Source organism: Anthropogastromicrobium sp., assembly GCF_037349415.1.
Lineage (GTDB): Bacteria > Bacillota > Clostridia > Lachnospirales > Lachnospiraceae > Anthropogastromicrobium > Anthropogastromicrobium aceti.
Genome location: NZ_JAXWCK010000037.1, coordinates 51,550 through 65,345 on the forward strand (window position 1 = coordinate 51,550; position 13,796 = coordinate 65,345).

The window sequence follows — 13,796 nt, forward strand, 5'->3', positions numbered from 1 at the left end:
TTAAAAAATGAAATATAATTAGGAAAGGATATAACTATGCGTTTTTATATAGCAGACTGCCACTTTTATCATGAGGCACTGAATACAAAGATGGACAAGAGAGGATTTGCATCAGCAGAGCAGATGAATGAGTATATGATACAGCGCTGGAATGAAAAAGTGAGAAACTGCGATGAGACGGTGATTCTAGGTGATTTTTCATTTGGTGATGCGATGCAGACAAATTCATTACTTAAACAGTTAAACGGAAAGAAGTATTTGATTGAAGGAAATCATGATCGCTATCTGAAATACCGTCGATTTGATAAAAATTTGTTTGAATGGATAGAGCCATATAAAGAAATTCATGATAATGGGCGAAAAGTTATATTGAGTCATTATCCTATTATGTGCTATAATGGTCAGTATCGGCTAAATGAGAATGGGGAGCCAAAGACATATATGTTATATGGACATGTACATGACACAAGAGATGAGCTTCTTATAGATCGTTTTATCCGAATAACAAAACAAACATCTTTTCTTGATTTTGAAGGAAAAGAAAAAACGATTCAGTGCTGCATGATTAACTGTTTTTGTGTTTTTTCAGATTATGCGCCGCTTACATTAGATGAATGGATAGAAAATGATCAGATGCGCAGAAAATATCTATCGGAAGAGTTTCCAGCCTAAGACAAGAACACATGTAATTATTATACAATAAAGTGGAGGAATAAATGGGAAAATGTAACAAAATGTGAGAAAGAAATATGTTGTATGATTGACAATGAAGAAAAATGAGGTTATATTGAAAATACTTAAACGATTGAGAAAAGGCGGGTGAAGTGACGATGGTTTCGTTAAAAGATATTGCAGCGGCCTGCGGCGTGTCAGCATCAACGGTCAGCAAAGCACTCAACGATCTGGATGACATCAGCGAAAAAAGAAAAGCGATGATCCGCCAGAAAGCGAATGAAATGGGCTATTTGCCGAATATGGCAGCCCGTGCATTGAAAACAAAAATGACTCACAATATAGGCGTCTTGTTTATTGACGACTATCATAGTGGTCTGACACATCCGTATTTTGCACCGGTTTTGGAGAGCTTAAAGACGGAGGTGGAAAATCTTGGATATGACATTACTTTTATCAATAAGAATGTAGGCGGACGAGAAATGTCATATCTGGAGCATTGCCGTTACCGCAACGTTGACGGTGTTGTGATTGCAAATGTAGATTTTACAAAAGAAGAAGTGGTTGAGCTTGTAGAAAGTGATATTCCGGTAGTAACAATTGACCACGTTTTTAATAATTGCCCGGCAGTTGTGTCAGATAATATAAAGGGTATTAGAGAACTGACGGAATATGTAATCAGTATGGGACATAAAAAAATTGCGTACATACATGGTCAGCAAAACAGTGTTACCAAGGTGAGACTGGCAAGCTTTTACCGCACCATGGAGGAACATGAACTGTCAGTGCCGGATGAATATGTGCCAGAGGCACCATATCTTGAAGCAGAGGCAAGTGCAGAGGTGACAAAGAAGCTTCTTGCACTTAAAAATCCACCTACCTGTATTCTGTATCCAGATGATTATACGGCAATCGGAGGAATTGCGGTGATTCGTGAGGCAGGATTGTCCATACCATCAGATATTTCAGTGGCAGGTTATGATGGAATTTCGCTGATTCAGCAGTTTCAGCCAAAGCTTACGACATATGCACAAGATATGTCTGGTATAGGAAAGGCAGCAGCACAGGCAATTGTAGATCAGATCGAACGGCCAAAGAGTGCGCTTGTTGAGTTGATTGTAAAGGCAGGAGCAGTAATGCCGGGAGCATCGGTTCGTTGCCTTAACGAAAATGAATAATTAGAGGAAATAAACGAAAAGCGTTGAGAAAACAAGCTGGTTTGTTTCGAAAAACGAAAAGAGTTCGGAAAGCGTTTGCTGAAAGAACTCTTTTTTTGTATGCAAAAGCAACAATTTATACAATACTGACACAACTCACAGCGAAACGAGGCAGAAAAAGTAGAAAAAAATATATAAAAATTTTAAAAAAGGTATTGCATTTTGGTTAAAAGTGTTGTATAGTTCAAGTATGAAAACGATTAAGTAATTTGCGAGAGGGAAAGATACGGAGATTACGGAAAAGGAGTGAGAAAGGGATGAAAAATTTTCTTCATAACACATGGAAACACAGAGCCCATGTCGTGATGGCTCTGCCAGCATTTCTTGTATTGCTGTTCTTTGCCTATATCCCGATGGGCGGTCTTGTAATGGCATTCAAGTCGTATGATTACACTAAGGGAATCTGGGGCAGCCCGTGGAATGGCCTCGACAACTTCAAGTTCCTGATTGCATCAAAGTCAACATTTCTGTCGATGACGAAGAATACATTATTCTATTATGTGATCTTCACAGGACTTGGAACAGTACTAAATGTAGTTCTTGCAATTGCGATTGACCAGTGTGTATTTAAAAAGTGTGCAAAGACAATGCAGACTGTTATGATTATTCCAGTATTCATTTCTTATGCAGCTGTACAGTTTATCGTATATGCATTTATCAGTACTGATACAGGTATCTTAAACAATCTGTTTAATGCACGTGTTCGTTACTACACAACAGCAAGTTATTGGCCGGTGATTTTAACCATCGTTAAAATGTGGAACAGCGTAGGTTACGGCTCAGTACTTTATATGTCAGTACTTGCAGGTATTGATTCCTCATTATATGAGGCAGCAGAGATTGATGGTGCAAATCGTTGGCAGCAGATCGTGAACATCACGATTCCAAGTCTTGTTCCAATGATTACGGTTATGCTTCTTCTTTCAGTAGGAAACATCATGAGATCTGATACAGGTCTTTTCTATCAGGTAACAAGAAACAGCGGACAGCTGTATTCTACAACACAGGTTATTGATTCTTATGTACTGAATGCGATCTTTAAAAACTCGAACTTCGGATTCGTTGCAGCAACTACATTCTTCCAGTCAGTAGTTGGTTTGCTGATGATGCTGCTTGCAAATGGTGCTGTTCGTAAGATTGCACCGGAAAATGCACTGTTCTAATGAAGGGAGGAAATGTAGATGAAAAAGAAAAAAGATCTTGACCTTGCTCCTTCCAGAAGAGAGCGTAAAACACTCGGTCAGTACATATTATTATTCTTCTTGGTATTGTACACTTTGTTCTGTGCACTGCCGATCGTACTTGTATTTGTAGCAGCATTTTCAGATGAGAAGACAATCGTACAGAATGGTTTCTCGTTTATTCCGAAGAAGTGGTCACTTGATGGTATCAATGCCGTACTTAGATATGGCAAGCAGCTGGCAACCTCTTATGGTGTAACGATTTTTATCACGGTTGTAGGAACATTAGTTGGACTTTTGATCATGGCAATGTTTGCTTACTCAATTAGCCGTAAGGATTTCATGCTTGGTAAGTTCTTATCTGTATACCTGCTGATTCCAATGCTGTTTTCAGGCGGACAGTTATCCTGCTATATAATTTATACATCTATGTACGGATTAAAGGATAACATCGCACTTCTGATTTTACCGCTTTGTGTATCAACGATGAATGTTATTATTCTTCGAACATACATCGCAAACAGTATTCCTGGTGAGCTTATGGAGGCGGCTAAGATTGACGGTGCCGGTGAGTATCGAACTTTCTTCCAGATCACACTTCCGCTGTTAAAGCCGTCTATGGCAGCAGTTGGATTTATGATGGCAACTGTTTACTGGAATGACTGGCAGAATGCACTTTTGTATATTACAAGTGATCGCAAGAAGCCATTGCAGTTACTTCTGATCAATATTCAGAAGAGTATCGAGTTTTTGTTAAATAACTCCAATGTTCCGGCTTCTGTTAAGGCAGCTATGGGAGGAACAATTCCACAGTACTCTGCAACGATGGCAACAGTTATTGTCGTAATCGGACCGATTATGGTAATTTATCCATTCTTCCAGAAGTATTTTGTAAAGGGACTTACAGTTGGTTCTGTAAAGGGCTGACAAAGTCAATAAGTAAAGGGCATTTTCCACAGATATCTATTATGTGGATGAAAACAAATAAAAACCAAATAAAATCAAACATTATTAAGGAGGACACTTATTATGAAAAGAAAGCTTTTTGCAGTATCAATGGCAGCAGCTATGGCAACCAGTTGTTTCGCAGGCACCGCTTTTGCAAGCGATAGTGAGCCAGTAACAATCAAAGTTACAAGAGCATGCTTCAATCTGGCAAATCCAGATTCTGAGCAGGTAAAGAAGGTTCAGGATGCTATCAATGAGTATATTAAGGATAAGATCAATGTTCAGATCGAACTGACCGATATTGGTTCAGGTGAATATACCGAAAAGGCAAATCTGGCACTTGCAAACAATGAGATTAACCTGCTTTGGACAGCTTCATGGGAATCTACCATTGGAACAAATGATTTAGTACCTGCAAATGCAGTTTATGATATTACCGATCTGCTTCCGGGAACACCTCTGTATGAGTCTATGGATGAAGGACAGTGGGAAGCTACTAAATATGACGGCAAGAACTACTTTGTACCAGTTTATAAGGATAATGTAGAAGGCTATGATGTAATGTTCCGTAAGGATCTTGTCGACAAGTATGGCTGGGATATCAGTTCAGTTAAGACTTTGGCTGACCTTGAGCCGATGTTAGCAGATCTTGAGGCAGAAGGACTTAAGTATCCATATCTGTCACAGAAGACAGCTATGTTCTACAGATATTATATCAATGATTTTGATTTCTTTACCGCTGATTCACAGTCCAACTGGGTAGCAGTAGATCGTTCCACAAATGAAGTAGTTGATACCGTTCTGACCGATCAGTACAAGGAGTTCTGTACCTTAATGGCTAAGTGGGCAGAGGCTGGATATATCTCTGAGGACGAAGTAACAAAGACTACAACTGATACTACAACACAGACTCAGGATTGGGGTATTTCCTGGTGGACAGATATTCCTGTTAATGCAGAGGCAAACAGCCGTTATAATCAGGAAGTTGTAATGACACCAATCACTGACAGATGGGCACACTCCACATCTGCACTTGGTTCCTGCTATACAGTAACAGCAAACAGCACACCAGAAGAAGCACAGGCTTGTGTTGATTTCTTAGGACTTCTGTATACTGATAGTAAGTTAGCAGATCTTTACACCTTTGGTATTGAGGGTGAGGATTTCAACTATGTTGACGGTAAGGTAGAGCAGACTGATGCTGGTAAGTACAACCACTCCATGTGGGAATCTGCATCTGCAACTATCGTAACACCACTGACAACAGAGCCAGATGATAAGGCTGAACTGTATAAGGAATTCAACGGTGGTGCAAATACTTCTTGCGCAGCTGGTTTCCGTTTCGATAAGAATGAAGTAGCTGATAAGTATGCAGCTTGCCAGAATGTATTTAATGAGTATGGCTTCGCACTTGAGAATGGTGGTTATGGCGTTGATCAGATTGAAGATACAATCGCTCAGTATCAGGCAGCTCTCGATGAGGCTGGTTATCAGGACGTTTTAGCAGCATTCCAGGCACAGTATGATGAATGGAAGGCAGAGAATGGTTCTGAGACTACTGATGAGTCTGTTGAAGAAGAGTCTTCTTCTGTAGCAGAATAATTATTGCTAGAATCTTTTTCTCATAAACTTTTTCTTTCGCAGAAGATGGGGTGTACCAAACGGTGCGCCCCATCTTTTTTTGGTTAAAAATGATCAATACGAATGATTAAAACAGTCACTACCATTTGCATTGTAAATGTGTTAAGATAAAAAACGACAATGAAATTGATAAAATTTTTTTGAACAGAATAGAATATAGCAAGAAAGGTTGATAATAATATGAATCCAAGCGAAAAGTATGAAAAACAGTATTTTATGCCGCCGGTCGTGACCTATGACTGGGTCAAGAAGGATGATATCGATCATGCACCGATCTGGTGCTCTGTTGACTTAAGAGACGGAAATCAGGCGCTTGTAGAGCCAATGAGTCTGGATGAGAAGATTGAATTTTTTAAGATGCTGGTAGAGATTGGCTTTAAGGAAATTGAAATCGGATTTCCGGCTGCTTCAGAAACCGAGTACCAGTTTTGCCGTACCTTAATTGAGCAGAATTTGATTCCGGCTGATGTTACGATTCAGGTATTGACGCAGGCAAGAGAGCATATTATTAAGAAGACTTTTGCGGCGATTAAGGGAGCACCAAGAGCAGTTGTTCATGTGTATAACTCCACATCTGTTGCACAGCGTGAGCAGGTATTTAAGAAAGATAAAGAGCATGTAAAGCAGATTGCAATTGATGGTGCTGCATTGTTGAAGGAGCTGGCTGATAAGACCGATGGTAACTTTACATTTGAGTACAGCCCGGAAAGCTTTACAGGAACTGAGATGGATTATGCACTTGAGGTGTGCAATGCTGTTTTGGATGTATGGCAGCCGACACCAGACAATAAGGTGATCATTAATCTTCCGGCAACAGTTGAGAATGCAATGCCGCACGTATTCGCAACACAGATCGAATATATGAATAAAAATATGAAGTACCGTGACGGAGTTGTTCTTTCACTTCATCCGCATAATGACAGAGGCTGCGGTGTGGCAGCGGCAGAGTTAGGACTGCTTGCCGGTGCAGATCGTATTGAGGGAACGCTTTTTGGAAATGGTGAGCGTACCGGAAATGTGGATATCATTACATTGGCGATGAATATGTTCTCACATGGTATTGATCCGAAACTGAATTTCTCTAATATGTCATCTTTAGTAGAGGTATATGAGAGGGTGACAGGCATGAGAGTTCATGAGCGTCAGCCGTATGCAGGAAAGCTTGTATTTACTGCATTTTCTGGTTCTCATCAGGATGCAATTGCAAAGGGCATGGCATGGAGAGAAGCAGGAAAGAGTGAAAAGTGGGATGTTCCGTATCTTCCAATTGACCCGAAGGATGTAGGACGTACTTATGATTCAGATGTTATTCGTATTAACAGTCAGTCTGGAAAGGGCGGCGTATGCTATGTACTGCGTACTAACTTTGGTTTGAGTCTTCCAGAAAATATGCGCGAGGAGGTTGGCTATACTGTTAAGGATATTTCTGATAAGGCGCATAAGGAATTGACACCGGCAATTATTTATCAGATTTTTGAGGATCACTATGTTACCAGTAAGTCAATTTTCCAGGTCAGCGAGTGTCATTTCCGTCAGGAAAATGGAATTGTGGCAAATGCAACAATTCAGCATGGCCAGAATACACAAGTCGTTACAGGAACAGGTAATGGACGTCTTGATGCCGTCAGCAATGCGATTAAGAATTATTTTAATGTCAGCTATGAGCTTAGTTTCTATGAGGAGCATTCTCTGACAAAGGGAAGTTCTTCAAAGGCAGTTGCATATGTTGGTGTTGTTTGCAATGGAAGACGTTATTGGGGTGTTGGAATTGACAACGATATCATTAAGGCTTCAATTGAGGCGCTTACAGTTGCAGTAAATAAGATTGAAGAGATTCAGAATGCACAGTTTGCCAAGGACAAAAGAATGGTTGAGATTATGAACTATATTCAGTCAAATTATTTAAGTGTCACTCTTGAGGGACTGTCTGATAAGTTCTATTTGTCAAAACCGTATTTGTCAAAATACATCAAAGAAAAATCAGGCATGACATTTGGTGAGCTTGTAAAAAATGTACGTCTGAAGAAGGCGAAAACATTGTTAAAGACGAGTTCAATGACTGTTGAAAGCATCGCGCTTTCTGTTGGCTATCAAAATGTAGAACATTTTAATCGCCTGTTTAAGAAAGCATTTAATATGACACCAGTTCAGTTTCGCAATAAAAAGTAACGTGGTAAAGTTACGCGAAAAATGCGACTAAAAATGTCGTTTGTACTATTTACTATGTGCTATAGATGTAGTAAACTCCTTTTAGTAAACGTTAGAAGAAAAAGGAGGGGTACGATGTTTCAAGTGGCAGAAGGAATTAAAGGTGTACATATTTTAGGGGTGGTTCAGAGCAAAGACGCATTGGAAGATTTGCTTAAAATCTGCCCAATCAATCCTCAGAGCAGATATGTATTGATTGAGGTGGGGATGCAAAAGGAGACTGTGCAGGATGTTTTGACAGGCCTTGGAATTGTAGGAACGATGGCTGGCGCACAGTATCTTCACGATGCGATAACATTTGCGCTTGAAGATCATGAATTGATTGAGAGAATTACAAAGTTATTGTATCCTCAGATTGCAAAGGTTCATAATACGACTCCGAGCCGTATTGAGCGCGCGATACGCGTGGCAATTGAACGTTCATGGTCACTGGCTAGCATGGAATATAAAAAACGCATATTTGGAGAGATGGCATCGGTCAACAGTACTAGGCCAACGAACATGCAGTATATTCAGTGTATTGTTAACTACCTAAAATAAAACTAAGTTAGCAAAAGCAGGATATTGACATTTCCTGTTTCTGGTATAAAATGAATATAATCCTTATGATGAATCTGGAAAATTAAGAACTGACGATCCATACTAAAGGATATTTGACAGCATATGAGAAAGGAAGCAGACATTATGGAGAAGAAAAATCTGGATTGGAGCAGTCTTGGTTTTGGTTATATCCAGACCGATAAAAGATATGTTTCAAATTATAAAAACGGAAGTTGGGATGAAGGTACATTAACCTCAGATGCAACTATTACGATCAACGAGTGCGCAGGTGTTCTGCAGTACGCACAGACCGTATTTGAAGGTATGAAGGCATATACCACAGAGAAGGGACAGATCGTTGTATTCCGCCCGGATTTAAACGCAGAGCGTATGGTAAACTCCGCAAAGAGACTGGAAATGCCGCCATTCCCGCAGGATCGTTTTGTAGATGCTGTAAAGCAGGTTGTAAAGGCAAATGAAGGGTATGTTCCGCCATACGGATCAGGTGCAACACTTTACATTCGTCCATATATGTTTGGAAGTGACGCTGTTATCGGTGTAAAGCCGGCAAATGAGTATCAGTTCCGTATCTTCTGTACACCAGTTGGTCCATATTTTAAGGGCGGCGCAAAGCCGATTACAATCCGCGTAAGTGATTATGACCGTGCAGCACCGAATGGTACTGGACATATCAAGGCTGGATTAAATTACGCAATGAGCCTTCACGCAATTGTTGAGGCGCATGAGCAGGGCTATGCAGAGAACATGTATCTTGATTCTGCAACACGTACAAAGGTAGAGGAGACTGGCGGTGCAAACTTCCTGTTTGTAACAAAGGATGGAAAGGTTGTTACACCAAAGTCAAGCACGATCCTTCCATCTATCACACGTCGCTCTCTCGTATATGTTGCAAAGGAATATTTAGGACTTGAGGTTGAGGAGCGTCCGGTATACTTTGATGAGGTTAAAGATTTTGCAGAATGTGGTCTTTGCGGAACAGCAGCCGTTATCTCTCCAGTTGGAAAGATTGTTGATCATGGTAAGGAAATCTGCCTGCCAAGCGGTATGGATGAGATGGGACCAGTAACCAAGAAGCTGTATGAGACATTGACAGGTATCCAGATGGGACGCATCGAGGCTCCAAAGGGATGGATTCAGGTAATCGAGTAATCTGTGTTTATGAGCAGGCAGCGAAATCGGATCGCAAATGTCTGATCTATACACTGCGATAATTAATAAATAGAAAAAAGCTGATGTTTGTTATCAAAAAGATAGCAGATATCAGCTTTTTTTAATGATACGTGTTTATTATGACACTTGACGACACCTCATAAAAATGGTACTATCAGCAACAGTAATCAAGTAAAAAATCGGCAGTTAGAGTGCACTAAAAGGGCAAAATCTGGTCAGATAATAGGAGAATGCTGATGAAAACGATTACAAAAGTGTGGGAAGACGCGGTGGTAGCCGCAAATGTGTGTAAAAAAAGATAGTGGAGGTAGGAATGAGAGAAGAATTAAGTGTGTGTGAAGCGCCAATTATGAAAATTATCTGGGAATCAAATCCTGACATTTCAGTTCCAGAGTTGGTGAAGCAGCTGAATGAGCAGTATGGAAAAGAGTATGCCAGAACGACAGTAGTGACATTTTTGACACGTATGGCAGGAAAGGGATATATTACAACGCAGCGCCGGGGACGTATTTCTTATGTGCACGCAATAAAGAGTGAACAAGAGTATAAACAGCAATTGGCGCAAAAGGAAATCGAGTTTTGGTTCCATGGAAGTATGGCAGAGTTTGCACAGACATTATGCGCAGCCGCTCCTCTTACACATGAGGAGTGCCAGAAACTAAGAAGATTGCTTGATCATGTTGAGGAGAAATAGTAATTACATTTCACGCGTCATGCTACGAAAGCCATTCAACTTTAGGCTTTGCTTTAAATTTTGGCTTATCAGTGAAATGTTACAATAATAAGAAATGAGAGCTGTCACACGACAGCTCTTTACTTTTTAAGAATAATGAAGTAGAATGTCACTAAGAGTAGTCAAACGTTAAAGATTGACTGTTGTAGTAAAATGACTATCAATAGGAGGGAGGGAAACAGCATGAATTATACATTCGAAAAGCTGCGCGACATAATTGAATGCTTTGATCCTTGTATGGATAATTATCTGTATGTGTATGATATCATTCAGGATCTATACTTTATATCGGAAAGGGCACAGAAAAGATTTGCACTTTCGTCTAATTGTTTTACAAATGCAGTGGAAGAACACCGCAAATTTGTATATTCAGAGGATTATGATGCGTTAAAGGTTGAGCTTGAAGAAGTTGATCGGGGAGAACGTGACAGGCATAACATGCAGTATCGCTGGCTAAACAAAGAATGTGTTCCAGTTTGGATTAACTGCCGTGGAAAGGTGCTTAGGGAATCAGATGGCAGACCACATTTTTTAATTGGCAGCATTAATGAGATTGGTCAGCAGCAGAAAGCAGATAATATTAGCGGGCTTTTGGGCGAAGCTTCTTTTAAGAGCCGGATGAAAGCGTTTGGAACAAAGTCAGTCGATGGATTTGTGCTAAGGATTGGCATTGATGATTTTAGCGATATTAATGAGCGGTTTGGAGTTGAGTATGGAGATCGTATTCTAAAGACTGTAGCAGATGATATTAGCTTTCAGCTGACTGGGAACCAGAAGGCATATCGCATGACAGGAGATGAATTTCTTATTGAGGATCTTGTCGAGTCTAATGTGTTTGGTATTGGACCGGACGAAAATGATGCAGATGAATTGTTTCACAGGATTCGAAAAGCTGTAGATGAAAGTATTTGTAAAAGTGGTTATGAGGCAGTGTATACAATCTCGGCAGGAATTATTAGCAGTGAGAATACATCAGTAAGAGGCTATAAGGAATTGATGAAATATTCACAGTTTGCGCTTAGCGAGGCAAAAAAACGCGGAAAAAACAGAGCGTATCAATTTCAAATGGAAGATTACGAGAAATTTTTACACAGAAGGGAAATTCTTCGTTCCTTACGAGAGGCAGTTTCATTGGGATATCAAGGATTTGAACTATATTTTCAGCCAATTGTTAGAGCAAAGGATGAAAGCTTATATGCGGCAGAGGCATTGCTTCGCATTCATGATAAGAATGGAAATTTTATTTCACCGGCAGAAGCTATTCCTATTTTAGAGGAAAGTGGATTGATTATTCCTGTTGGAAAGTGGATTATTCAAAATGCATTTTCTATGTGTACAGAGTGTCGTAAATATTATCCGGAATTTCGTGTGTCAATCAATCTGTCTTATGTTCAGATATTAAAGAGTCCACTTATGATGGAATTAAAGCAAATGATCGATCACTCTGGTATTAGCTGTAGCGGAATCATTGTGGAACTTACAGAGAGTGGTTATCTTGAAGGAACACCGGCAGTGCGCAGTGTATGGAATGATATGAAACAGCTTCGTATTCAGATTGCGCTTGACGACTTTGGAACAGGTTATTCTAATTTAATGAATATCAGTAATCTTGAACCAGATATTGTAAAGCTTGACAGAGGCTTTACATTAAAGGCACTGTCACGCTCATATGAATATCAATTGATGCAGTATGTGATTGAGATGGTTCATAAGCTAAATCAGTATGTCTGCGTGGAAGGTGTTGAGACTAAGGAAGACCTCGAAAAGATTAAGGCACTAGGACCAGATTTGATTCAGGGATATTATTACTCGAAGCCTTGCTCGAGGGATGAGTTTTTGAAAAAGTTTTTTGACTATTCTGAATAGTTACAAGCTTAAAAAAAGTAATTGCTATTATACTGCTATTATATATAGAAGAAATACGATTTCTTTATTGCTAAAGATTTTGTGTGGAGGAAAAAAATAATGAAGGATATGGTAACACTTGGAAGAACGGGTATTACCGTTAATAAAAATGGATTTGGCGCACTGCCGGTACAGCGTGTTTCAAAGGAGGAAGCGATCCGTCTTGTACATAAGGCATATGATGGTGGTGTGAGATTCTTTGATACGGCAAGAGCCTACAGCGATAGTGAGGAAAAGCTTGGGGCGGCTTTTGATGGGATGAGAGAAAAGGTCTATATCGCAACGAAGACAGCAGCATTAACAGTTGAGGGATTTTGGAAGGATCTTGAGACATCTCTTGCAACACTTAAAACAGATTATATTGATATTTATCAGTTTCATAATCCAGCTTTTTGCCCAAAGCCGGGCGATGGAAGTGGTTTGTATGAGGCTATGCTAGAGGCAAAGGCACAGGGAAAAATTCGTCATATTGGAATTACAAATCATCGCTTGACTGTTGCTACGGAGGCAATTGAGAGTGGATTGTATGAGACTCTGCAGTTTCCATTTTGTTATTTGGCAACAAAGAAAGATATTGAAGTTGAGGAGGCCTGTTCAAAGGCAGGTATGGGATTTATTGCAATGAAGGCATTGTCTGGAGGATTAATTACTGATTCGAGAGCAGCATATGCGTATCTGGCACAATATCCTAATGTTTTGCCAATTTGGGGTGTTCAGAGAGAAACAGAAATGGACGAGTTTCTTTCTTATGTAGAGAATCCGCCTGTTTATACAAAAAAAATTGAAGCATTTATCGAAAAAGAGAAAAAGCAGCTGTCAGGTGATTTCTGCAGAGGCTGTGGATATTGTATGCCATGTCCAGCAGGAATTGAGATTAACAATTGCGCACGTATGTCACTTATGATTCGCCGAGCACCATCAGCAGCATGGCTTGATGAAGCAGGACAGGCACGCATGAATAAGATTGATGGCTGTATTGGCTGCAATAAGTGCAAGGCAAAGTGCCCATATGGTCTTGATACGCCGAATCTGTTAAAGAAGAACTTAAAAGATTACCGTGAAGTATTGGCGGGAAAGACGGTGGTGTGATCGGTATTGTTACTACTGTGCCGTTACAATTCAAGGATAAGACAATATTTGCAGTATAGCCCGAAGGTGAATGGATTTCACGAGCCGGACACTTGAAGCAGGTCTTTCAAAGTGATGTATAATAAGAAAGAACATAAAAGGAGCCTGCGGAATTTGGTCCGGCGACGAAAACATTACACCGAAGGGCTTTTGTAGTGTAAAAAAATGCAAAAAAACATAAAAAAGTAGTTGACAAACCCTTTAAAGGGTGGTATTATAGTCAACGTCGCCGAAAACAAGACAGACACAACAAAAACAATTCAGAAACAATAATGAGAATTGTAGCAATAACAAAAACAATTCAAAATCATTAAAAACAATGAATTGAAAAAGTTGAAAAAAGTGCTTGACAAACGCAAGCAACTGTGATATATTATATGAGCTGTCGCTGAGACGGCAAAGAAAAATCACAAAGAACCTTGATAATTGAAC

11 protein-coding genes are annotated in these 13,796 nt (G+C 39.8%); all 11 read left to right on the forward strand.

What is annotated here, in order from left to right; genetic code table 11:
• Window positions 1-36: 36 nt before the first annotated feature.
• On the forward strand, window positions 37-672 hold the full coding sequence (locus WJP93_RS08865; protein WP_227102510.1) for a metallophosphoesterase: 636 nt from the start codon (window positions 37-39) through the stop codon (window positions 670-672).
• Between the two features lie 158 nt (window positions 673-830).
• Window positions 831-1,850, forward strand: coding sequence for a LacI family DNA-binding transcriptional regulator (locus tag WJP93_RS08870; RefSeq protein ID WP_227102509.1), 1,020 nt, complete (start codon window positions 831-833; stop codon window positions 1,848-1,850).
• 296 nt (window positions 1,851-2,146) lie between these two features.
• Window positions 2,147-3,052: an ABC transporter permease subunit gene (locus tag WJP93_RS08875; RefSeq protein WP_308732486.1), complete on the forward strand. Its 906-nt coding sequence runs from the start codon at window positions 2,147-2,149 to the stop codon at window positions 3,050-3,052.
• An 18-nt stretch (window positions 3,053-3,070) separates the two neighbouring features.
• A complete protein-coding gene (locus WJP93_RS08880; RefSeq protein ID WP_118616089.1) occupies window positions 3,071-3,997 on the forward strand; it encodes a carbohydrate ABC transporter permease in 927 nt (308 codons plus the stop codon).
• 102 nt (window positions 3,998-4,099) lie between these two features.
• Window positions 4,100-5,620 carry an ABC transporter substrate-binding protein gene (locus WJP93_RS08885; RefSeq protein WP_337547842.1) on the forward strand — a complete coding sequence of 507 codons (1,521 nt, stop codon included), beginning with the start codon at window positions 4,100-4,102 and terminating at the stop codon, window positions 5,618-5,620.
• 219 nt (window positions 5,621-5,839) lie between these two features.
• The gene (locus tag WJP93_RS08890; RefSeq protein WP_118616085.1) at window positions 5,840-7,828 is read left to right on the forward strand and encodes a 2-isopropylmalate synthase; all 1,989 of its coding nucleotides are present in this window, start codon (window positions 5,840-5,842) and stop codon (window positions 7,826-7,828) included.
• A gap of 114 nt (window positions 7,829-7,942) precedes the next feature.
• On the forward strand, window positions 7,943-8,407 hold the full coding sequence (locus tag WJP93_RS08895; RefSeq protein WP_227102505.1) for a sporulation initiation factor Spo0A C-terminal domain-containing protein: 465 nt from the start codon (window positions 7,943-7,945) through the stop codon (window positions 8,405-8,407).
• Window positions 8,408-8,530: 123 nt separating this feature from the next.
• Window positions 8,531-9,577 (forward strand): branched-chain amino acid aminotransferase, encoded by a 1,047-nt coding sequence (locus WJP93_RS08900; protein ID WP_262538284.1) that lies wholly within the window; start codon window positions 8,531-8,533, stop codon window positions 9,575-9,577.
• A gap of 334 nt (window positions 9,578-9,911) precedes the next feature.
• The gene (locus WJP93_RS08905; RefSeq protein ID WP_118616081.1) at window positions 9,912-10,292 is read left to right on the forward strand and encodes a BlaI/MecI/CopY family transcriptional regulator; all 381 of its coding nucleotides are present in this window, start codon (window positions 9,912-9,914) and stop codon (window positions 10,290-10,292) included.
• A gap of 222 nt (window positions 10,293-10,514) precedes the next feature.
• The gene (locus tag WJP93_RS08910; RefSeq protein ID WP_337547844.1) at window positions 10,515-12,197 is read left to right on the forward strand and encodes a GGDEF and EAL domain-containing protein; all 1,683 of its coding nucleotides are present in this window, start codon (window positions 10,515-10,517) and stop codon (window positions 12,195-12,197) included.
• A 99-nt stretch (window positions 12,198-12,296) separates the two neighbouring features.
• Complete coding sequence (locus WJP93_RS08915) at window positions 12,297-13,325, forward strand: aldo/keto reductase (RefSeq protein ID WP_262538280.1); 1,029 nt, start codon at window positions 12,297-12,299, stop codon at window positions 13,323-13,325.
• Window positions 13,326-13,796: the final 471 nt, after the last annotated feature.

Bases quoted from the DNA above. Each gene is read 5' to 3' on its own strand.
- WJP93_RS08865 (WP_227102510.1), top strand. From the start codon at position 37: ATGCGTTTTTATATAGCAGACTGCCACTTTTATCATGAGGCACTGAAT.
- WJP93_RS08870 (WP_227102509.1), top strand. From the start codon at position 831: ATGGTTTCGTTAAAAGATATTGCAGCGGCCTGCGGCGTGTCAGCATCA.
- WJP93_RS08875 (WP_308732486.1), top strand. From the start codon at position 2,147: ATGAAAAATTTTCTTCATAACACATGGAAACACAGAGCCCATGTCGTG.
- WJP93_RS08880 (WP_118616089.1), top strand. From the start codon at position 3,071: ATGAAAAAGAAAAAAGATCTTGACCTTGCTCCTTCCAGAAGAGAGCGT.
- WJP93_RS08885 (WP_337547842.1), top strand. From the start codon at position 4,100: ATGAAAAGAAAGCTTTTTGCAGTATCAATGGCAGCAGCTATGGCAACC.
- WJP93_RS08890 (WP_118616085.1), top strand. From the start codon at position 5,840: ATGAATCCAAGCGAAAAGTATGAAAAACAGTATTTTATGCCGCCGGTC.
- WJP93_RS08895 (WP_227102505.1), top strand. From the start codon at position 7,943: ATGTTTCAAGTGGCAGAAGGAATTAAAGGTGTACATATTTTAGGGGTG.
- WJP93_RS08900 (WP_262538284.1), top strand. From the start codon at position 8,531: ATGAGAAAGGAAGCAGACATTATGGAGAAGAAAAATCTGGATTGGAGC.
- WJP93_RS08905 (WP_118616081.1), top strand. From the start codon at position 9,912: ATGAGAGAAGAATTAAGTGTGTGTGAAGCGCCAATTATGAAAATTATC.
- WJP93_RS08910 (WP_337547844.1), top strand. From the start codon at position 10,515: ATGAATTATACATTCGAAAAGCTGCGCGACATAATTGAATGCTTTGAT.
- WJP93_RS08915 (WP_262538280.1), top strand. From the start codon at position 12,297: ATGAAGGATATGGTAACACTTGGAAGAACGGGTATTACCGTTAATAAA.